The sequence below is a fragment of the Naasia sp. SYSU D00057 genome (genome assembly GCF_017916505.1).
Lineage (GTDB): Bacteria > Actinomycetota > Actinomycetes > Actinomycetales > Microbacteriaceae > Naasia.
In genome coordinates, this window is the sequence record NZ_JAFMSZ010000003.1 from 181,053 (window position 1) to 201,270 (window position 20,218).

Here is a 20,218-nt window from a genome sequence, read left to right on the forward strand (position 1 = left end):
CCCGCCGGGGTAGAACTGACGCGTGGACGAGTTCTCCGAGGAATCCGCGGCCGAGATCGCCGACCCTTCGACTGAGATCACCTACGACGAACAGAGGTACCCGGCCCGGCCCCGCCGACTGCGGCCGCGCGACCAATTCCGGGGTGGCACCCTCCGCCGTTTCGCCACCGATCCGCGCAGCGCCAACGGGACCAACCCCGCCTACGTCGAGTGGCTCGTCCGCCAGTCGATGCTGAAGGACGCCGACGTGCTGAGCCGGCACCTCTCCGGGCAGCCGTCCATGTGGCGCAACCCCTACGCCCGCCCCGACGCGCGGCGCGCGATCGGGACGAGCGACGTGTGGTTCACCGCCTATCCGATCTCGCTCATCACCCCGCCCGGGGTGTCCTTCCTGCAGGCCCTCGGCGAGGACCGGCTCTGGGAGGCGTTCGAGCGGATCGGCATCAACGGCATCCACACCGGCCCCGTGAAGCGCGCGGGCGGCATCACCGGCTGGCAGCAGACGCCGAGCGTCGACGGCCACTTCGACCGCATCAGCACCCAGATCGACCCGGCCTTCGGCGACGAGGAGGCGTTCCGGCGGCTGTGCGACGTCGCGGACCAGCACCACGGCAGCGTCATCGACGACATCGTGCCCGGCCACACCGGCAAGGGCGCGGACTTCCGCCTCGCCGAGATGGCCTACAAGGACTACCCGGGCATCTATCACATGGTCGAGATCCCGGCCGAGGACTGGCACCTGCTGCCCGAGGTTCCCGAGGGCCGGGACGCGGTCAACCTCGACCCGGCGACCGAGCAGAAGCTCAGCGAGCACGGCTACATCATCGGCGAGCTCCAGCGGGTCATCTTCTACACGCCGGGCGTGAAGGAGACCAACTGGAGCGCGACCGGCCCGGTCGTCGGCACGGACGGCGTCCAGCGGCGCTGGGTCTACCTGCACTACTTCAAGCAGGGCCAGCCCTCCATCAACTGGCTCGACCCCACGTTCGCGGGGATGCGGCTCGTGATCGGCGACGCCCTGCACTCGCTCGGCGACCTCGGCACGAGCGCCTTGCGGCTCGACGCCAACGGCTTCCTCGGAGTCGAGAAGAGCGCAGAGGGTCTCCCCGCCTGGTCGGAGGGGCACCCCCTCTCGCACGCGGCGAACCACATCATCGCGGGCATGGTCCGCAAGGTCGGCGGCTTCACCTTCCAGGAGCTGAACCTGACCATGGAGGACATCCGCGACACCGGTGCGGTCGGGGCGGACCTCTCCTACGACTTCGTCAGCCGGCCCGCCTACCACCACGCGCTCGCGACGGGGCAGACCGAGTTCCTGCGGCTCACCCTCACCACCGCGCTCGAGGTCGGCGTCGAGCCGGTGCAGCTCGTGCACGGGATGCAGAACCACGACGAGCTCACCTACGAGCTCGTGCACTGGGCGACCACCCACCGCGACGACACCTACTTCTTCCGCCACCGGGAGGTGACGGGCGGCCAGCTGGCCGAGGAGATCCGCGCCGACCTCACCGAGAAGCTGGTCGGAACGGGCGACTACAACCGGGTCTTCACGCAGAACGGCATCGCCTGCACCACGGCGTCGATCATCGCCGCCTCCCAGGGCTTCGCGCGCCTCGAGGACATCACCGAGGAGGACGTGCCGCTGATCCGGGACGCCCACCTGCTGCTCGCGAAGTACAACGCGTGGCAGCCCGGCGTGTTCGCACTGTCCGCGTGGGACCTCATGGGCATCCTCACCCTGCCCGCCGACGATGTGCGCGAGCTCATCGAGTCGGGCGACACACGCTGGATCTCGCGCGGCGCGCACGACCTGCTCGACACCTCGCCGGACGCCACCCGCTCGCAGGCCGGCATGCTGCGCGGCCGCTCGCTCTACGGCTCGCTGCCCGCGCAGTTCGAGCAGCCCGACTCATTCGCCGCGGGGCTGACCTCGGTGCTCGACATCCGCCGCGAGCACTCGATCGCGACCGCCACCCAGCTCGACATCCCCCCGGTCGCGCACCAGAGCATGCTGGTCCTGGTGCACCGGCTCGACGACGGCGACCGCACGAAGGAGGATGCGCCCATCCAGGTGACGGTGCTCAACTTCTCCGGCGAGACCATCGAGGGCACCGTGCACTCGGAGGCCCTCGTGCCTCAGCGGAACGTCGTCGACGCGGCGACGGGCCAGGTGGTGGCGCACGTCGACGACCTGCAGAGCTTCGGGGTGCATCTGGCGCCGTACGCGGGCCTGTTCCTGATCCTCGACGGTCAGGTGGAGGGCGGACCGGCGGCGGCAGGCGGCGAGCCGGGGGAGTAGTCCCGGCCGGGCCTTCTGTCCTCGTTCCCCGACCGCGCCGTCTCGCCGACCGGGAGGCGCCGCCGCAACCCCCGATCCCGAAACAATCCGGCAACACGGCCCTCGCTATTCTCGGCTCATGGGCGACCTCTTCGACGGTTACGCCGCCCCGGCGGCCCGCCCCCGGCCTGCGCCGCCGCGTCCCGCCTGGGACGAGATGTTCGAGATCGCGCCCGACGGTGAAGGGCACGGCGTCGCCCGCGACCACTATCGCGAGATCCACTCCGCACTCGCCCGGATGACGCAGTCCGAGCTCCGCGGGCGCACCGAAGCGCTGGCCTCGAGCTACCTCGCCCAGGGCGTCACCTTCGACTTCGCGGGCGAGGAGCGCCCCTTCCCGCTCGACGCCGTGCCCCGGGTCATCGACCAGCAGGAGTGGTCGCGCATCGACTCCGGCGTGAAGCAGCGGGTGCGCGCGCTCGAGGCGTTCCTCGCCGACGTGTACGGCCCGCAGCGGGCGGTGCGCGACGGCGTGATCCCCGCCTCACTGCTCACCTCGTCCTCGCACTACCACCGCCAGGCGGCCGGGATCGAGCCGGCGAACGGCGTGCGCATCCAGGTGTCCGGCATCGACCTCATCCGCGACGAGGCCGGCGACTGGCGGGTCCTCGAGGACAACGTGCGCGTGCCGAGCGGCGTCAGCTACGTCATCTCCAACCGCCGGGTGATGGCGCAGACGCTGCCCGAGCTGTTCGTCTCGATGCGGGTGCGGCCGGTCGGCGACTACCCGAACCGGCTCTTCCAGGCGCTGCGGGCGAGCGCGCCGGCGGGCGTCGAGGATCCGACGGTCGTCGTGCTCACTCCCGGGGTCTACAACTCCGCGTACTTCGAGCACACCCTCCTCGCGCGGCTGATGGGGGTCGAGCTCGTCGAGGGCCGCGACCTGTTCTGCTCGGGCGGCCGCGTCTTCATGCGGACCACGGCGGGCCCCACGCGCGTCGATGTGATCTACCGCCGCGTCGACGACGAGTTCCTCGATCCGCTGCAGTTCCGGGCCGACTCGATGCTGGGGTCGCCGGGCCTGATGCTCGCGGCGCGGCTCGGCAACGTGACCATCGCGAACGCGGTCGGCAACGGCGTCGCCGACGACAAGCTCGTCTACACGTACCTGCCGGACCTGATCCGCTACTACCTGGGCGAGGACGCGATCCTGCCGAACGTGCAGACGTGGCGCCTCGAGGATCCGGGCGCGCTCGAGGAGGTCCTCGACCGCCTCGACGAGCTCGTCGTGAAGCCGGTCGACGGCTCGGGCGGCAAGGGCCTCGTCGTCGGCCCCGCCGCGTCGCGGGCCGAACTCGACGCGCTCCGCACCCGCCTCCTGGGCGACCCGCGCGGCTGGATCGCCCAGCCGGTCGTGCAGCTGTCGACCATCCCCACCCTCGTCGAGGACGGCGTCCGGCCGCGGCACGCCGACCTGCGGCCCTTCGCGGTCAACGACGGCGACGACGTGTGGGTGCTGCCGGGCGGGCTGACCCGCGTCGCCCTGCCGGAGGGGCAGCTCGTCGTGAACTCGAGCCAGGGCGGCGGGTCGAAGGACACGTGGGTCGTCGGCAGCGCCGTCCTCTCCGCCCCGCGCGAGGGCGGCATCGCTGGCCTGGTCGCCGGCCAGGCGTCCACCCAGTCGATCCCGATCATCCGCGAGCACGCCCCGGACCACTCGCCCGAGGACCGCCCCCGCGGCGGCACCGAGCAGCAGCAACAGCAGCAGCAGTCCCGCCAGGTGTCCGTTCCGGCGCCGAGGAACGCCTGCACCGGGCACGCCGCGCCGGAACGGGCACTCGGGGAGGGGGCGCCATGCTGAGCCGCATCGCGGAGAGCCTCTTCTGGATCGGGCGCTACATCGAGCGCAGCGACGGGACCGCGCGCATCCTCGACGTGCACCTGCAGCTGCTGCTCGAGGACCCGTGGACCCCCGAGGACGTCGCCTGCCGCTCCCTCCTCTCGGTGATGGGCAGCTCCGCTCCGGACGATCGCGAGCTCACCCGCGAGGACGTGCTCGCGATCCTCGCCGTCGACCGCACCCATCCCGCCTCCATCGCCTACTCGCTCGGCGCCGCGCGTGAGAACGCCCGGCGAGCCCGCGAGATCGTCTCCACCGAGCTGTGGGAGTGCCTCAACACGACCCGCGCCCGCATGCCGCGGCGGATCTCCTCCGAGAAGGTGCACGAGTTCTTCGGGTGGGTGCGGGAGCGGGCCGCGCTCGCCGTCGGCGTCATCGAGTCGGCGACGAGCCGCGACGAGGCCTGGCTGTTCTTCACCCTCGGGCGCAGCCTCGAGCGCGCCGACATGACCGCCCGCCTGCTCGCCACCCGCGCCCTCACGGAGGCCAGCGGACCGAGCTGGACGACCATCCTCCGCTCCTGCGGCGCGTACGAGGCGTACCTGCGCACCTACCGCGGGATGCCGTCGGCGCGGAACGCCGCCGAGTTCCTGCTCCTCGACCGCCTGTTCCCGCGGTCGGTGCTGTTCAGCGTGTCGCGCGCCGAGGAGTGCCTCCGCCAGCTGGAGCCGCGCACCGACCGGGTCGGCGTCTCGGACCAGGCCCAGCGCCTGCTGGGACGCATCCGGAGCCAGCTCGAGTACCGGCCGATCGCCGAGATCCTCGACGACCTGCCGCACCAGATGGACGCGGTCCAGGAGGTCACCTCCGAGGCCTCGGAGGCGATCCGGCGCCGCTACTTCCCGACGGGCGCCGCCCCGTCCTGGCGGGAGGAGGACTGATGAAGCGCCTTCGGGTCCGGCACGAGACCGGCTTCCGCTACGACGGCGAGGTCACGGCGTCCTACAACGAGGCCCGGATGCTGCCGGTGAGCGGCGAGGGGCAGTTCGTGCTCCACTCCCACCTCGACGTGCGGCCCACCTCGTCGCAGCACGGCTACGTCGACTACTGGGGCACGCGGGTCAGCTCGTTCGAGGTCCTGGCCCCGCATCGGGAGCTGTCCCTCACCGCGACGAGCCTCGTCGAGGTCCGCGACCGCGAGCACAGCGGCAGTCGCCTCACCTGGGAGGAGCTGCCCGCCGCCGCCGCACGACAGGTGGCGTCCGTCGAGCAGGCGCCGCAGACGCCGCTGACCGACCCGCCCGAGGACCTCTCGGCGCTGGCCGCGGAGATCGCGGCGGACAGCGCGGACCCCTGCGCGGCCGCCGAGGCGATCTGCCGGATGGTGGGCGAGAGCGTCGAGTACATGCAGGGCGTCACCGGTGTCGGCTCCACCGCGCGCGAGGCGTGGGCCGAGCGCAAGGGTGTCTGCCAGGACATCACGCAGCTCGCGATCGGGGCGGTCCGCTCGGTCGGCATCCCGGCCCGCTACGTGTCCGGATACCTGCACCCCGTGGCCGAGCCGGCGATCGGGGAGACCGTCGCCGGGGAGTCGCACGCCTGGGTCGAGTGGTTCTGCGGCGACTGGCACGGGTTCGATCCGACGAACCAGCTGCCGATCGGAGACCGCCACGTGCTCGTCGGCCGCGGCCGCGACTACCGCGACGTGCCGCCGCTCCGAGGCGTGTACGCCGGCCCCGCCCGCTCGCAGCTGTTCGTGACCGTCGAGATCACCCGCGAGGCCTGATCCCGTTGCCCGCCGGCCCTCCGCCGGTGGCGAACACCCTCCCGTTCGCGGCCCGCCGGGTGCAAGGTGTCCGCATGAACGACGACGAGGCGCTGGACGCCTACTCGCGAGCCGTCGTCGGTGTCGCGGAGCGGGTCCTGCCGAGCGTCGCGAGCCTCGCCGTGCGAGGTCCGCGCGGCGCCGGCGCGGGCAGCGCGAGCGTGATCACCGAGGACGGCGTCCTGCTGACGAGCGCGCACGTCGTGGCTGGTGCCGACTCGGTGGAGGCGGCGTTCACCGACGGCAGCACGGTGTCCGCCGAGGTGCTCGGGCGCGACCCGCTGTCCGACCTCGCGGTGCTGCGGGCGCACGGTCCCGTGCCGCCGCCCGTGCCGATCGGCGACGCCGCGACGCTGCGCGTCGGGCAGCTCGTGGTCGCGCTCGGCAATCCCCTGGGCCTCGCCGGCAGCGTCACCGCCGGCATCGTCTCGGCCCTCGGCCGGTCCCTGCCCACGGCGTCCGGCCGGATCATCGACGAGGTGATCCAGACGGATGCTGCGCTCAACCCCGGCAACAGCGGCGGCGTGCTCGCGGACAGTGCCGGACGCGCGATCGGCGTCAACACCGCGGTGGCCGGAATCGGGGTGGGGCTGGCCGTCCCGCTCAATGCGACGACCGGCGCGATCATCGCGTCCCTGTGCGCGCGTGGTCGGGTCCGCAGGGCATGGCTCGGCATCGCGGGCGCTCAGGTGCCCCTCCCGGTCGAGCTCGGCACGCGCGTCGGCTCTGCCCAGGGGCTCCGGGTCGCCGGGGTCTCCGAGCACTCGCCCGCCGCGGCGGCAGGGCTCCGCCCCGGCGACATCGTCGTCGAGATCGCCGGCACCCAGGTCGTGAGCACCACCGAGGTCCAGCGGCTGCTCGTCGAGGACGCGATCGACCGCGAGATCGAGATGACCGTCTGGCGCAACGGCGCCCTCGTCGACGTCTTCGTCACGCCGCGCGAGCTGGCCGTCCACTAGCCGGAACGCCCCCGTCGGCACAGGCACGCCGATTCGCGCTTGACACCGGGAGCGCTCCCACGGAGGGTGGTGGGAGGGATCTGGGAGCGCTCTCAGCTGGAGGTGGGGCCAGGACGACGATGACGTCGGTCGAACCGCGATCGGCGCTGATCAACGGAGATGGAATGACTCGATTCTCGATGGGGAGACGGGTGGCGGCGGTGGCCGCGGCCGCAGCGCTCTCGCTGGTGGGCATGGCGACGGCGCAGTCGGCCGCCGCGGCGAACGACGTGCTGAACCCCGAGGCCCCGCTGTGGGTCAACCCGCACAGCACCACCCTCGACGCCGCGAAGAAGCTCAAAGGGCAGGCGAAGGAGGACGCGCAACTGCTCGGCGGATACGCCTCCGCCACCTGGTTTACGAGCGGCACGCCGAAGCAGGTGGAGAAGGACGTCTCGACGGTCGTCAAGGCCGCGGACAAGGACGGCGCCGTGCCGGTCCTCGTCGCCTACAACCTGCCGTATCGGGATTGCGCCCAGTACTCGGCGGGCGGCGCGGCCGACACCGCGGAGTATCAGGCCTGGATCGACGGCGTCGTCGCCGGTATCGGTGACCGCGACGCCGCGGTGATCCTCGAGCCCGACGGCCTCGGCATCATCCCCTGGTACACGAACCTCGACGGCACGCTGGAGTGGTGCCAGCCGGCCGACCTCGACCCCGCGACGGCCGCGGCGAGCCGCTTCGCGCAGCTGAACTACGCCGTCGACGCGCTCTCGGCCCTTCCCAACACCGTCGTCTACCTCGACGGCACGCACAACGGGTGGCTCAACGTCGGCGACGCGAGCGACCGGCTCCTCAAGGCCGGCGTGCAGAACGCGGACGGGTTCTTCCTCAACGTGTCCAACTACCAGTACACGGCGAACCTCGAGCAGTACGGCACCTGGGTGTCCACCTGCATCACCTACGCGACGCAGGTGAACGAGGGCGACTTCGCGAGCTGCGGCAGCCAGTACTGGAGCGGCGGCCCGGCGAACGGCTGGCAGGGCACCGCCCTCACGCAGTTCGGCGAATGGAGCGACACCGCGACGGATCCCGCCCTCAACACCGCCGGCGTGAACTCGCGCTACGAGTCGATCCTCGGCGGGGTCGAGCCTGCCGTCCACTTCGTGCTCGACACGAGCCGCAACGGGCAGGGCCCGTGGGACGCCGGCGGCACCGAGTACAGCGACCCCGAGGACTGGTGCAACCCGCCGGCCCGCGGCCTCGGCGCCGCCCCCACGACCGACACGGGCAACGAGCTCGTCGACGCATACCTCTGGATCAAGGTGCCCGGTGAGTCCGACGGCCAGTGCTTCCGCGGCACCGGCGGGCCGGAGGACCCCGAGCGGGGCATGATCGACCCGGCCGCCGGCCAGTGGTTCCCCGAGCAGGCGCGTGAGCTGATCGAGCTCGCGCAGCCGGCGCTCTAGCACCGCTCAGCACGGACGGAGGGCCCGGCAGTCGCCGGGCCCTCCTCTGTGTCCCGCGGATGGAAGAATCCCTCCGTGCCCACGTACACGGACGACTACGGCGTCGTCATCACCTATCACGAATGGCTTGTCGAGTCCCCGCGCGCCGTCGTCCAGCTGCTCCACGGGCTGGGGGAGCACGCCGGGCGCTACGCCGTCCTCGCCCGGGAGCTGAACGAGGCCGGCTACTCGGTGGTCGCGGACGACCACCGCGGTCACGGCCAGACCGGCATGCAGCAGTGGGGAGGCGACCGGTCGAAGCTCGGCCGGCTCGGCCCGGGCGGCGTCCGCGGCACGATCGCGGCCGTCCATCAGCTCACCGGGATCATCCGGGCGCAACACGCCGATGTGCCCCTGGTGCTCCTCGGCCACAGCTGGGGGTCCGTGCTCGGGCAGATCCTCCTCAACCGGCACCCACGCGACTTCGACGCGATCGTGTTCACGGGAACCGCCTACCGTGCCTTCGGCTGGATGAACGGCGGCGACCTCAACCGCCGGCACCGCCATCTCGGCACGACCGGCGCAGAGTGGCTGAGCCGGGACGCCGAGATCTCCGCCGCCTTCTTCACCGACCCGCTCAACTTCTCCGCCCAGAGCGTGAAGCTGTTCGGCCTGCCCGACGCCCTGCGTCTCCTCGGCCGGCCCGCCCGGAATCTGCCGAGTGACCTCCCGCTGCTGATCCTCGTCGGCAGCGACGACCCACTCGGCGGCCCCCGCAGCGTTGAACGGCTCGCGGAGGAGTACGTGCGCCGCTCCGGAATGCGGGACGTCGAGGCGATCGTGTACGACGAGGCCCGCCACGAGGTGTTCAATGAGACGAACCGCCAGGAGGTCGTCGCGGACCTCCTCGCCTGGCTCGAGGAGCGCGTCGGCGAGCGGCGATCGGCCCGCTGAGGGCACCCGAGCGAGAGGACGAGTCCGGCATGCACGGTGAGTACAAGGTTCCGGGCGGCAAGCTCGTGGTGGTCGACCTCGACGAGGTGGACGGCGTCATCGCGAACTTCCGGCTGGCGGGCGACTTCTTCCTCGAGCCCGACACCGCGCTCGAGGCGATCGACCGCGCCGTCAACGGCCTGCCCGTCGACGCGGACTCGATGCGCATCGCCGCCGCGATCCGGGCCGCCCTGCCGGAGGAGGCCGTGCTCCTCGGCTTCACGCCGGAGGGGGTCGCCACCGCGATTCGCCGGTCGATCGGCAATGCGAGGAGCTGGCGCGACTACGACTGGGAGCTGGTGCACGCCAAGGCCGAGTCGCCCGCGATGCATCTCGCGCTCGACCAGGTGCTCACCGAGGAGGTGGGCGCGGGCCGTCGCAAGCCCACCCTGCGGTTCTGGGAGTGGGACCGGTCGGCCATCGTCATCGGCAGCTTCCAGTCCCTCCGCAACGAGGTCGACCTCGAGAACGCCGAGAGATACGGCGTCGAGGTGGTACGGCGGATCAGCGGTGGCGGCGCCATGTTCATGGAGGCCGGCACCGCCGTCACGTACTCGCTCTACGCCCCCGGCGACCTGGTGCGCGGGATGTCCTTCGCCGAGTCGTACGCCTACCTCGACGAGTGGGTCATCACCGCGCTCCGCTCGCTCGGCATCGACGCGTTCTACCAGCCTCTCAACGACATCACCTCGCCGAAGGGCAAGATCGGCGGAGCCGCGCAGAAGCGCCTCGGCGGCGGGGCGGTGCTGCACCACGTCACGATGAGCTACGACATGGACGGCGGGAAGATGGTGCAGGTGCTGCGCATCGGCCGCGAGAAGCTGTCGGACAAGGGCACGACGAGCGCGGCGAAGCGCGTGGACCCGCTCCGCAGCCAGACGGGCCTGTCCCGCGCGGAGATCATCGACCGAATGAAGGAGACGTTCACGTCCCTCTACGGCGCGACTGCGGGAGGTATCACTTCCGAGGAATACGCCGCCGCCGAGGAGCTCGTGCGCTCGAAGTTCAGCACTCCGGAGTGGCTCGCCCGCGTCCCGTGATGGCGGCCGGTGCCGAGGTCAGCGGGTGAGCAGGTCCTGGTAGTCGGGGTGCAGGTCGATCCACCGGTCGACGAAGGGGCAGATCGGCACGACCCGGTCCTCGGTCCGGCTCCGCAGGTCGTCGAGCACGCCCCGCACCATGATTCCGCCGAGCCCCTGTCCGCGGAGGGACGGGTCGATCTCGGTGTGGGTGATGTGCACGCCGCTGCCCGTGACGCGGTAGTTGGTGAGGCCGAGCCGCTCGCCGTCCCGCTCGAAGACGTACCGGGACTGCTCGGGCTCGTGGCGCACGGTGTCGGTCATCTCTCCTCCTCCGGAGCCTGCGGCGGGCGGGTGGACGCCCGGACGAGCAGCCGCGTCGGCATGATCGTGACGCGCTCGACCGGGCGGCCCTCGAGCAGGTCGACGAGCACGCGCGCCATGGTGGCGCCCAGCTCGGTGGCCGGCTGAGCGACCGTCGTCAGCGGCGGCTCGCTGGTCGCGCTGAAGCTGTCCCCGTCGAACCCGACGAGGGAGACGTCGCCCGGCACGGCAAGTCCCCGCTCGCGCAGGGTGGACAGCGCGCCGACCGCCATCTGGTCGTTGGCGGCGAACACCGCGTCGATCGGCTCTCCGCGGTCGAGCAGCCGGCGCATCGCCTCGGCCCCGGATGCCGGCGTGAAGTCGCCGGCCTCGGCGAGGGAGTCGTCCAGCCCGGCCTCCTGCAGGGCCGAGCGCCACCCGGCGAGGCGGTCGAATCCGGGCGGCATGTCCTGCGGGCCGTAGATCGTCGCGATCGAGCGGCAGCCGATCCGGACGAGGTGGCGCGTCGCATCCCGCGCGCTCGTCACGTTGTCGGAGTCGACGTAGAAGCTGTCCTGCTCCTCCGCGTGCATCGGGCGGCCGCCGAACACCATTGGCAGCGAGCGGCTGAGCCGCGCGTAGGAGTGGTCGCCCGAGTGGTGCGAGACGACGAGCGCTCCGTCGACGTTGCCGCCGAGCAGGTACCGCCGGGTCTTCTCGGGGCTCGTCTCGGACGCGATGACCATGTTGAGCGTGTAGTCGGTCTCCGCGAGATGGAGCGCGACGCCCTGCACCACGGACGCGAAGAACGGGTCGGCGAACACCTTCGCGATCGACTCCGGCACGACGAGGGCGATCACCTGCGTCTTCCGGCTCGCGAGCGACCGGGCGGCCCGGTTGGGCACGTAGCCGAGCTCCTCGATCGCCTGCAGCACGGCAGAGGCCGCCTCCTCGGTGACGTGCGGCGAGTTGTTGACCACTCGGCTGACCGTCGACCGGGAGACGCCCGCGAGAGCGGCGACCTGCTCCAAGGTCGGCGCCCCCGGCGTCAACTCCTGGGTCATCGTCGCTCCCTTCCGCTCGCAGTCTAGGTCCCCGCCGGCACCCGCCCGATGATCCCGGCGTACTCGAGGGCGCTGTCCTTCGGGATGCGCTCCTGCGTCTCGTAGTCGACCCGGACGATGCCGAACCGCTTGGCATAGCCCCAGGCCCACTCGAAGTTGTCGAGCAGCGACCAGACGAAGTAGCCGCGCACGTCGGCGCCCTCGTCGATCGCCTCGGCCACAGCGGAGAGGTGCGCCCGGAGATAGGCGACGCGCTCGGCGTCGTGCACGGCGCCGTCCTCCGCCACGACGTCGTCGTAGGCGGATCCGTTCTCGGTGACGTAGAGCGGCGGCAGGTTCGGGTACTCGCGGCCGAGCCGGACGAGCAGCGTGCGCATCCCGTCGGGGTTCACCTCCCAGTCCATCGCCGTGACGGGCAGGCCGCGGCGGGGGAAGGTGAGGTGCTCGGAGCCGACGAACGGCGACGACGTCGGGCGCGGGGCGGGGCGCAGCCCGGGCGGCGTGCCCGGCGGCAGCGGATGACCGCTCACGTTGTCGTCGTGGTAGTGGTTCACGCCGAGGAAGTCGATCGGGGCGGCGATCGTGTCCAGGTCCCCGGGCCGGAGAAGCGACTCGAAGTCGTGCTCACGCACGTCCTCGAGGAAGTCGTCGGGGTAGGCGGCGAGGAGCAGCGGCTCGAGGAAGGCGCGGTTCCAGATGGCGTCGAGCCGGCGGGCGGCGTCGAGGTCGACGGGATCCGAGGGGTCGTTCGGCACGGCGTTCGTCAGGTTGAGGGTGATGCCGATCCGCTCCGCGCCCCGCTCCCGGAGCAGGTCGGTGGCGAGGCCGTGCGCGAGGTGCTGGTGGTGCAGCGCGGCCAGGGCCGCGCGGGGCTCGCGCCGTCCGGGCGCGTGCTCGCCGCCGGCATACCCGATGAGGGAGGAGCAGAGCGGCTCGTTGAACGTGGTCCAGTGCGTCACCCGGTCGCCGAGCGCGTCGTGCACCGCGGCCGCGTAGTCGCGGAAGCGGGCGGCGGTGTCGCGGTTCGCCCAGCCGCCCCGCTCCTCGACCGCCTGCGGCAGGTCCCAGTGGTACAGGGTGAGCCAGGGCAGGATGCCCGCGTCCAGCAGCTCGTCGACGAGCCGCGAGTAGAAGTCGAGGCCCTTCCGGTTCACCTCCCGGTCGCCCGGCTTCACGCGCGCCCAGCTCGTGGAGAAGCGGTAGGAGCCGAGCCCGAGCCGCTGCATGAGGCGCACGTCCTCGGGCATGCGGTGGTAGTGGTCGACCGCGACCTCGGGAGTGTCGCCGCCGGCGACCGCGCCCGGGACGCGGGCGTAGGCGTCCCAGATCGAGTCCTCCTTGCCGTCCTCGTGAGCGGCGCCCTCGATCTGGGCCGCCGCCGTCGCGGAGCCGAAGAGGAAGCCCTCGGGCCACCGGTACTCGTTCGGATCGATCATCAGCCCTTCACCGCTCCCTGCATGATTCCGGCCACCAGCTGGCGGCCCGCCGCGACGAACAGGATGAGCAGCGGGACCACCGACAGCACCGCCCCCGTCAGCACGACCGAGTAGTCGACGTAGTAGCCGGACTGCAGCTGGGCGAGAGCCGTCTGCAGCGTCGGGTTCGTCGGGTTCAGCACGATGAGCGGCCAGAGGAAGTCGGTCCACGCCATCATGAAGGTGAACAGGGCGAGGATCGCCATCGCGGGCCGCGCCGCGGGCAGCGCCACATGGAAGAACGTGCGGATCTGGTTGGCGCCGTCGACGCGGGCCGCCTCGATGAGCTCGTCCGGGATCACGTCGACCAGGTACTGGCGCATGAAGAACACGCCGAACGCGGTCACGAGGGTCGGGATGATGACCGCACCGAGCTGACCGGTCCAGCCCAGCTGCCGCATCATGATGAACAGCGGGATGATGCCGAGCTGGGTCGGGATCGCCATCGTCGCGACGACGAAGACCATGAGGCCGTCCCTGCCGCGGAAGCGGAGCTTGGCGAAGGCGTACCCGGCGAGCGTCGAGAAGATCACGACGGAGAGCGTGATGACCGACGAGACGATCACGCTGTTCGCGAGGGCCGTCCAGAACGGGATCGCCCCGAGCACGGTGGCCGCGTTCGCGAGGAAGTTTCCGCCGGGCAGCAGCGGGAGGGTCTCGCCGCGGGTCGCGTTCGTGCCGCTGCCGACCACGAACGACCACCAGAGCGGATACGCCGAGCCGAGCAGCACCGCGCTGAGGAGCCCGTAGGCGAGGAAGCCGGGTCGGTCCCCGCGGCCGCGGCGGCGCGGCAGGGCCGCGGGCCCCCGCACCGGGAAGATCCTCGTCTGTGCCGGCGCGGTCATGCGTTCCCCCGATCCTCGACGCCGGCGCCCTCGCCGACGAGTCCCTGCGACGCGCGGTCCTGGTGCTCGCCCAGGCGCTTCGCCGTCCGCTTCTTGAGTGCCCGCGTCTCGGCCGACGCGATGCGCCGGGAGAGCAGGAAGTTGATCATGCCGATGCCCACGATGAGGAGGAACAGCAGCCAGGCGATGGCCGCGGCCTCGCCGAAGTTCTGGCGGAAGAACGCCATCTCCCAGAGGTAGAGCACCGTGGTCTGGAACTGCCGGTCGTAGCCGCCGATGCCGCCGGCGCTCGTGACGTCGAACAGCTTCGGCTCGGCGAAGATCTGCAGCCCGCCGATCGTGGCCGTGATGATCACGAAGATCAGCGTCGGCCGGATGCTCGGGATCGTGATGGAGAAGAAGCGGCGGACCGCGCCGGCGCCGTCGAGAGCCGCCGACTCGTAAAGGTCGCGCGGGATCGCCTGCATCGCGGCGAGCAGGATGAGCGCGTTGTAGCCCGTCCAGCGCCAGTTGACCATGGTCGCGATCGCGATGTGGCTCGCGAGGGTGTCGTGCTTCCACTGGATCGGGTCGATGCCGACGAGGCCGAGCAGGTTGTTCACGAGCCCGGACTCCTCGCCGAACATGCTCGAGAAGATGAGGGCCACCGCGACGGGGGCGACGACGTAGGGGAGCAGGACGCTCATCCGCCAGAAGGTCTTCGCCTTGATGTTCTGGTCGAGGACCGCGGCGATCACGAGCGCGACGATGATCTGCGGGATCGAGGACAGCAGGAAGATGCTGAACGTGTTGAAGATCGAGTTCCAGAAGAACCGGTCGCCGAGCACCTCGACGAAGTTGCCGAGCCCGACGAACTCGCCCTGGCCCTGCAGCAGCTGCCAGTCGTAGAGCGATACGACGAGCGTGTAGACGAGCGGGAACAGCCCCACGACCCCGAAGGTGAGGAAGAAGGGGGAGATGTAGAGGTAGGGCGACGCCTTGACGTCGAACCGGCTGAGCCGCTGCCGGAACGTGAGGTCCGAGCGTCCGCGCCGGGGGCGCGTCTCCTCGGGCGGGGTGGCCGGAGCCTCGGTGCGGCTGAGGGTGGATGTCATCGTCGACGCCTTTCGAGGAGGGAGGGGGCTCCCGGTGCCCGGCCGGGAGCCCCCTGCTTGATTCGGGCTGCTACTGCTCGACGAGCTCGCCGAGCAGGTCGATCGCCTGCTGCCACGCGGCGGAGCCGTCGGCCTCGCCGCGGTCGAGCGCCTGCAGCGCGGGGCCGAAGACGTTCTCCTGGATGACCGAGTCGTCCGGGCCCTTGAACTGGGCCTTCACGCCCTCGGCGCGAGCGGCGAGGATCTGACCGGTCGGAGCTCCGTTGAAGAACTCGTCAGCGGTGCCCTCGGAGGCGAGCTGCTCCTGCGCCTCGAGCGTGCTCGGGAACGGGCCGGCGACCGCGAACGCGGCCGACTGCTGCTCCGGCTCGGTCAGCCACGACGCGAGCGCCGCCGCCTCCTCCTGGTGCTTCGAGCTGGTGGGGACGGAGAGGAACGAGCCGCCCCAGTTCGCCGCGCCGCCGGGGAACACGTCGGCGAAGTCCCAGCCGGTGGCGGCGTCGCCGCCGCCCGCCTCGATCTGGCCCTTCACGACGCCGAGCATCCAGCCGGGGCAGACGAAGGTGGCGAAGGTGCCGTCGACGAACGACTTGCCGCCGTTCCAGTCCCACGCGGTCTGGGCCGCGGAGAGGCCGCTCTCGGCGCCGTCCGCGAGCCAGCCGAAGCGCTCCTCGAGCTCGGCGTTGCCCTCGACGTTCAGCTCGCCGTCCGCCGTGTAGTAGCCCTCGTCGAGCTGGTTCACCATGGCGTTCCAGACGAAGCCGGAGTGGTCGTACCAGGCCTTGCCGGTCGCGTCGTGGTACTGCTTGCCGACCTCGAAGTAGCGCTCCCACGTCGCGTCCTCGCCGCCGAGCAGCTCGGCGACCTGAGCACGGTCGGTGGGCAGGCCGGCCGCGGCGAACGCGGCGGAGTTGTAGCAGAGGCCCTCCGGGCCGATGTCGGTGCCGTAGCCGATGACGCGGCCATCCGGATCGGTCGCCTGCTCGTACTTCCAGTCCACCCAGTCGCCCTTGCGGTCCTCGATGCCGAAGTCGCGGAGGTCGACGAACTGGTCGGACACCTCCATGATCGAGCCGAGCCAGCCCTCCTCGATCGCGACGACGTCGGAGAGGCCAGAGCCGGCCGCGAGCTTGGTGAAGGCGTCGGTGCGGGCGTTGCCGCCCGTGTCGATGTTGTTCGCCGTGATCTTGATGTTCGGGTTCTCGTCCTCGTACTGCTTGTAGAGGTCGTCGAAGCCCATGGTGCCGAACGTGGTGACGGTCAGCTCGATCTGGCCGTCCTCGCCCGAGCCCGATCCGCTCGCCGCCGCGGAGCATCCCGAGGCGAGGAGGGCGATGGATGCTGCACCGGCGATTGCCGCAGCAGCTCTGGTACGACGTGAATACGTCACGGTCACTCCCTTGTGTGTGCGTGGGGTTCGTGGGAGCGCTTCCATCGCGATGCATGAGAGCGCTCTCACAACTTTGGGGACACGGTAGGCCGCTGCTTCCGAGCGTGTCAAGGAAATCTTGGGAGCGCTCCCAAGAACGAAGGACCACGCGGTTTTGGCGCGGGCGCGGCGGCGGGGGACGGGCCGACGGATGCGGCTCGCGCGTATCCTCATCGGGTGTCCCGCCCAGCCGCCCCCTTTCCCGGATCGCCGACCTCCGACGCTCTGGACTCGAGGAGCCCGCGGCGCCGAGCAGGCGCCCAGGCAGGGCGGCTACCGTCGACCGCCGTGTCCCGAGTGCTCCGTCCCGTTCTCGCCGCCGCGCTCCTGATCCCCGTGCTCGCCGGATGCGCCGAGGCCGCGCAGCCCGCGACGGAGCCCGCCCCTGCCGCATCGACGCCGGCCGCCCCGTCCCCGTCCGTCTTCGCGGTGGAGCCCGCCTCGGGGTCGGTGTCCGGCGGTACGCAGATCACGGCGCGCGGAATCGCGCTCGAGGGCGTGACGACGGCCCGCGTGGGTGCCGTCGAGGTTCCGGTGGCCCCGGCCGGCGACGGCGCGTCCGTGACGCTGACGGCGCCCGCGTCAGCGAACTTCGCCGCCGGATCGCAGCCGCTAGTGCTGCTCGACGGCGCCGGCACGACGGTCTACGAGGGGCAGTTCGACTACCAGGTGGTCACTCCCGTCGACCGGCAGCTCGCGTACGCGCTCGCCCATTGGAAGAACTACAACACCGCCGAGTTCGAGACCCTCGGCGACACCGACTGCGTCAACTTCACCAGCCAGACGCTGCTCGCTCGAGGTTGGACCCAGAGCGACGAGTGGCACTACGGCTCGTCCGGCGTCCTCTCCGCGAGCGCGACCTGGCGCAGCTCGACCGCGATGCGCAACTGGCTGCAGACGCGGCCCGACCTCGCGACTCCGCTCGACGACAGCCAGCGCGACCAGGTCGTGGTCGGCGACATCGCCCAGTTCGACTGGGACAACACCGGCGACCGCGACCACACCGGCGTCGTGACGAAGGTCGAGAAGACGGACGCGGGCACGAAGATCTACTTCGCCGGACACACCCTCGACTCCGACTACCGCGACGTCGACCAGGCGATCACGGTCGACCACCCGGGCGGCACCGCCTACTACTGGCACCTGGCGCAGTAGCGGTCCGCCGCCTCGATCCCGGCGGCCCCTTCCGGTGATTGAGGAGCCGGCCGCAGGCCGGCGTCTCGAGATCACGCGACTCGCGGGGCTGGGTCCGGAGACAGGGGTGCCTGATTTCGAGGCGCTCGCTGCGCGAGCTCCTCAATCACCGAAGAGGGTGTGGGTCCCCTCGATCACCGCTCAGGAGTCGAGAACCTCCCTGCCGTCCTCGATGGAGATCTCGCCGCCAGAGAAGGCCTCGGGCGTGAGGGCGGTGTAGACGACGCCGGCCGGCGTGACGCGGGACTCGACGACGCGGTAGCGCCGCGGCGGCGCCTCCTCGTCGAACAGGCGCTTGCCCTGCCCGACGGTGACGGGGAAGGTGAGGATCCGGTACTCGTCGACGAGCCCCGCCTCGTGCAGCGTGCGGGCGAGCCGGGCGCTGCCGTGCACCTGCAGCTCACCGCCGGGCTGCTCCTTCAGTCTGCGGATCTCCTCCAGCGGGTCGCCGGACAGCACCCGGGTGCCGCTCCAGTCCGGGTCGGTGAGCGAGCTCGAGACGACGTACTTCGGCTTGCCGTTGAGGGCGGCGGCCGTCGCGTCGTCCGGATCGGTCACCTGCGGCCAGAACCCGCGCATCAGCTCGAACGTCGTCCGCCCGAGCAGCACGGCGTCGACCCGCCGGAACCAGCTGTCGACGACCTCGCCGAACCCCTCGTCGACGAACGGCACCAGCCAGCCGCCGGCCTCGAAGCCGCCCGAGCGGTCCTCGTCGGCGCCGCCGGGGCCCTGCATGACGCCGTCGAGGGTGACGAAGGCCTGGATCGTGAGTCGCATCGGTTGCTCCCTTGCTGTCGTGAGCCGCGGTCGGGCTCTCACCTGTTCCGTCGAACGGGGAAGCCCGTCTTCGACATCAGCCGAGCGCGGAGTCGACGATCCGCTTCGCCTCCGCCTGCACCTCGCGCAGGTGGTCGGTGCCCTTGAACGACTCCGCGTAGATTTTGTAGACGTCCTCGGTGCCGCTCGGCCGGGCCGCGAACCACGCGTTCTCGCTCACCACCTTGAGGCCGCCGATCGCCGCGCCGTTGCCGGGCGCCGCGCTCAGCTTGGCGGTGATGGGCTCGCCTGCCAGCTCCGTCGCCGTGATGGCGTCGCCGTCGAGCTTGCCGAGTCGTGCCTTCTGCTCCTTGCTCGCCGCAGCGTCGACCCGCTCGTACGCGGGCGCGCCGAACCGCTCGGTCAGCTCCTCGTACAGCCGGCTCGGCGTCTTCCCGGTCTTCGCGAGGATCTCGCTCGCGAGCAGGGCGAGGATGATGCCGTCCTTGTCCGTCGTCCACACGGTGCCGTCGAAGCGCAGGAAGCTCGCGCCCGCCGACTCCTCGCCGCCGAACGCGACGGAGCCGTCGACCAGCCCGGGCACGAACCACTTGAAGCCCACCGGCACCTCCCAGAGCCGCCGGCCGAGCGACTCGGCGACCCGGTCGATCATCGTCGAGGAGACGAGCGTCTTGCCGATGGCGGCGTCGCTGCGCCAGCCGGGCCGGTTCGCGTAGAGGTACTGGATGGCGACCGCGAGGTAGTGGTTGGGGTTCATCAGCCCGCCGTCCGGGGTGACGATGCCGTGCCGGTCGGCGTCCGCGTCGTTGCCGGTGAGGATGTCGTAGTCGGCCCGGCGAGCGACGACCGACGCCATCGCCGAGGCGGACGACGGGTCCATCCGGATCTTGCCGTCCCAGTCGAGGGTCATGAAGCGCCAGGTGGGGTCGATCTCGGGGTTCACGACCTCGAGGTCGAGGCCGTACCGGTCGCGGATCGCCTCCCAGTAGGCGAGGCTCGCGCCGCCGAGCGGGTCGGCGCCGATCCGGATGCCGGACGCCTTGATCGCGTCCATGTCGATGATGTTCGCGAGGTCGTCGACGTAGGTGCCGAGGTAGTCGTAGCCCTCGACGGCGCTCGGCTCCGCCGCCTTCACGTCGCGGAGCCCGTTCTCGATGATCTCGTTGGCGCGGCGGGCGATCCAGCTCGTCGCGTCGCTGTCGGCGGGGCCGCCGTGCGGCGGGTTGTACTTGAAGCCGCCGTCGCGCGGCGGGTTGTGGCTGGGAGTGACGACGATGCCGTCCGCCTGGTCGTCGTTGCCGGCCCGGTTGTAGCGCAGGATGGCGTGCGAGACCGCGGGGGTCGGGGTGTAGCCGTCGTCGGCGGCGGTGAGGACCCGGACTCCGTTGGCGACGAGGACCTCGAGCGCTGTGGTCTCCGCCGGCCGGCTGAGCCCGTGGGTGTCGCGGCCGATGAACAGCGGACCGGTGGTGCCCTGCGCCGCCCGGTACTCGACGATCGCCTGCGTCGTCGCGAGGATGTGGTCCTCGTTGAACGCCGTGTCGAACGAGCTGCCGCGGTGGCCCGAGGTGCCGAACACCACCCTCTGCTCGGGGACGGACACGTCCGGATGCTTGTCGTAGTACGCCTGGACGAGCGCCGTCACGTCGATGAGGTCGGATTCCTGGGCCGGGGTTCCCGCACGGTCGGTCATGCC

Annotated in this window: 17 protein-coding genes; 9 read left to right on the forward strand and 8 right to left on the reverse strand. The window is 71.3% G+C overall.

The genetic code is table 11. The annotated features are described in order from the left end of the window. Positions 1-22 precede the first annotated feature (22 nt). The 8 genes from treS (at position 23) to J3P36_RS11405 (ending at position 10,362) form a co-directional block, all read left to right on the forward strand. A complete protein-coding gene (gene treS / locus J3P36_RS11370) occupies positions 23-2,299 on the forward strand; it encodes a maltose alpha-D-glucosyltransferase (RefSeq protein ID WP_210508173.1) in 2,277 nt (758 codons plus the stop codon). 118 nt (positions 2,300-2,417) lie between these two features. After that, complete coding sequence (locus J3P36_RS11375) at positions 2,418-4,139, forward strand: circularly permuted type 2 ATP-grasp protein (RefSeq protein ID WP_210508175.1); 1,722 nt, start codon at positions 2,418-2,420, stop codon at positions 4,137-4,139. Continuing rightward, the gene (locus tag J3P36_RS11380; RefSeq protein ID WP_210508177.1) at positions 4,133-5,059 is read left to right on the forward strand and encodes an alpha-E domain-containing protein; all 927 of its coding nucleotides are present in this window, start codon (positions 4,133-4,135) and stop codon (positions 5,057-5,059) included. The genes J3P36_RS11375 and J3P36_RS11380 overlap by 7 nt, the downstream gene beginning before the upstream one ends. Next, positions 5,059-5,904 carry a transglutaminase family protein gene (locus tag J3P36_RS11385; protein WP_210508178.1) on the forward strand — a complete coding sequence of 282 codons (846 nt, stop codon included), beginning with the start codon at positions 5,059-5,061 and terminating at the stop codon, positions 5,902-5,904. The genes J3P36_RS11380 and J3P36_RS11385 overlap by 1 nt, the downstream gene beginning before the upstream one ends. 74 nt (positions 5,905-5,978) lie before the next feature. Beyond that, the gene (locus J3P36_RS11390) at positions 5,979-6,902 is read left to right on the forward strand and encodes a S1C family serine protease (RefSeq protein WP_210508180.1); all 924 of its coding nucleotides are present in this window, start codon (positions 5,979-5,981) and stop codon (positions 6,900-6,902) included. Between the two features lie 164 nt (positions 6,903-7,066). Next, positions 7,067-8,350: a glycoside hydrolase family 6 protein gene (locus tag J3P36_RS11395; protein ID WP_210508182.1), complete on the forward strand. Its 1,284-nt coding sequence runs from the start codon at positions 7,067-7,069 to the stop codon at positions 8,348-8,350. 75 nt (positions 8,351-8,425) lie between these two features. Next, complete coding sequence (locus J3P36_RS11400; protein ID WP_210508184.1) at positions 8,426-9,283, forward strand: alpha/beta fold hydrolase; 858 nt, start codon at positions 8,426-8,428, stop codon at positions 9,281-9,283. A gap of 29 nt (positions 9,284-9,312) precedes the next feature. Then, positions 9,313-10,362 carry a biotin/lipoate A/B protein ligase family protein gene (locus J3P36_RS11405; RefSeq protein ID WP_210508186.1) on the forward strand — a complete coding sequence of 350 codons (1,050 nt, stop codon included), beginning with the start codon at positions 9,313-9,315 and terminating at the stop codon, positions 10,360-10,362. Positions 10,363-10,380: 18 nt separating this feature from the next. On the opposite strand, the gene J3P36_RS11410 is transcribed toward J3P36_RS11405, so the two are convergent. The 6 genes from J3P36_RS11410 to J3P36_RS11435 form a co-directional block, all read right to left on the reverse strand. Next, positions 10,381-10,665 (reverse strand): GNAT family N-acetyltransferase, encoded by a 285-nt coding sequence (locus J3P36_RS11410; protein WP_210508188.1) that lies wholly within the window; start codon positions 10,663-10,665, stop codon positions 10,381-10,383. Then, entirely contained in the window at positions 10,662-11,708 is a 1,047-nt protein-coding gene (locus J3P36_RS11415; protein WP_210508190.1) for a LacI family DNA-binding transcriptional regulator, read from the reverse strand. The genes J3P36_RS11410 and J3P36_RS11415 overlap by 4 nt, the downstream gene beginning before the upstream one ends. A gap of 23 nt (positions 11,709-11,731) precedes the next feature. Continuing rightward, a complete protein-coding gene (locus tag J3P36_RS11420; protein WP_210508192.1) occupies positions 11,732-13,144 on the reverse strand; it encodes a glycoside hydrolase family 1 protein in 1,413 nt (470 codons plus the stop codon). After that, on the reverse strand, positions 13,144-14,028 hold the full coding sequence (locus J3P36_RS11425) for a carbohydrate ABC transporter permease (RefSeq protein ID WP_210508194.1): 885 nt from the start codon (positions 14,026-14,028) through the stop codon (positions 13,144-13,146). The genes J3P36_RS11420 and J3P36_RS11425 overlap by 1 nt, the downstream gene beginning before the upstream one ends. Next, complete coding sequence (locus tag J3P36_RS11430; RefSeq protein WP_210508196.1) at positions 14,025-15,122, reverse strand: carbohydrate ABC transporter permease; 1,098 nt, start codon at positions 15,120-15,122, stop codon at positions 14,025-14,027. The genes J3P36_RS11425 and J3P36_RS11430 overlap by 4 nt, the downstream gene beginning before the upstream one ends. A 70-nt stretch (positions 15,123-15,192) precedes the next feature. Then, positions 15,193-16,512 carry an extracellular solute-binding protein gene (locus J3P36_RS11435; protein WP_307807065.1) on the reverse strand — a complete coding sequence of 440 codons (1,320 nt, stop codon included), beginning with the start codon at positions 16,510-16,512 and terminating at the stop codon, positions 15,193-15,195. 327 nt (positions 16,513-16,839) lie between these two features. On the opposite strand from J3P36_RS11435, the gene J3P36_RS11440 reads away from it, so the two are divergent. After that, on the forward strand, positions 16,840-17,706 hold the full coding sequence (locus tag J3P36_RS11440) for an amidase domain-containing protein (protein ID WP_210508200.1): 867 nt from the start codon (positions 16,840-16,842) through the stop codon (positions 17,704-17,706). Between the two features lie 180 nt (positions 17,707-17,886). Here J3P36_RS11440 and J3P36_RS11445 read toward each other — a convergent pair whose 3' ends face one another. Further along, positions 17,887-18,522 carry a dihydrofolate reductase family protein gene (locus tag J3P36_RS11445; protein WP_210508201.1) on the reverse strand — a complete coding sequence of 212 codons (636 nt, stop codon included), beginning with the start codon at positions 18,520-18,522 and terminating at the stop codon, positions 17,887-17,889. Positions 18,523-18,598: 76 nt separating this feature from the next. Then, positions 18,599-20,215: a phosphoglucomutase (alpha-D-glucose-1,6-bisphosphate-dependent) gene (pgm, locus tag J3P36_RS11450; RefSeq protein WP_210508202.1), complete on the reverse strand. Its 1,617-nt coding sequence runs from the start codon at positions 20,213-20,215 to the stop codon at positions 18,599-18,601. Between the last annotated feature and the right edge of the window lie 3 nt (positions 20,216-20,218).

What these genes read in the sequence shown, in the direction of transcription:
- J3P36_RS11375 (WP_210508175.1), top strand. Translation starts at nt 2,418, where the DNA reads ATGGGCGACCTCTTCGACGGTTACGCCGCCCCGGCGGCCCGCCCCCGG.
- J3P36_RS11430 (WP_210508196.1), bottom strand. Translation starts at nt 15,122, where the DNA reads ATGACATCCACCCTCAGCCGCACCGAGGCTCCGGCCACCCCGCCCGAG.
- J3P36_RS11395 (WP_210508182.1), top strand. Translation starts at nt 7,067, where the DNA reads ATGACTCGATTCTCGATGGGGAGACGGGTGGCGGCGGTGGCCGCGGCC.
- J3P36_RS11410 (WP_210508188.1), bottom strand. Translation starts at nt 10,665, where the DNA reads ATGACCGACACCGTGCGCCACGAGCCCGAGCAGTCCCGGTACGTCTTC.
- J3P36_RS11385 (WP_210508178.1), top strand. Translation starts at nt 5,059, where the DNA reads ATGAAGCGCCTTCGGGTCCGGCACGAGACCGGCTTCCGCTACGACGGC.
- J3P36_RS11425 (WP_210508194.1), bottom strand. Translation starts at nt 14,028, where the DNA reads ATGACCGCGCCGGCACAGACGAGGATCTTCCCGGTGCGGGGGCCCGCG.
- J3P36_RS11445 (WP_210508201.1), bottom strand. Translation starts at nt 18,522, where the DNA reads ATGCGACTCACGATCCAGGCCTTCGTCACCCTCGACGGCGTCATGCAG.
- J3P36_RS11415 (WP_210508190.1), bottom strand. Translation starts at nt 11,708, where the DNA reads ATGACCCAGGAGTTGACGCCGGGGGCGCCGACCTTGGAGCAGGTCGCC.
- J3P36_RS11405 (WP_210508186.1), top strand. Translation starts at nt 9,313, where the DNA reads ATGCACGGTGAGTACAAGGTTCCGGGCGGCAAGCTCGTGGTGGTCGAC.
- J3P36_RS11390 (WP_210508180.1), top strand. Translation starts at nt 5,979, where the DNA reads ATGAACGACGACGAGGCGCTGGACGCCTACTCGCGAGCCGTCGTCGGT.
- J3P36_RS11380 (WP_210508177.1), top strand. Translation starts at nt 4,133, where the DNA reads ATGCTGAGCCGCATCGCGGAGAGCCTCTTCTGGATCGGGCGCTACATC.
- J3P36_RS11420 (WP_210508192.1), bottom strand. Translation starts at nt 13,144, where the DNA reads ATGATCGATCCGAACGAGTACCGGTGGCCCGAGGGCTTCCTCTTCGGC.
- pgm (WP_210508202.1), bottom strand. Translation starts at nt 20,215, where the DNA reads ATGACCGACCGTGCGGGAACCCCGGCCCAGGAATCCGACCTCATCGAC.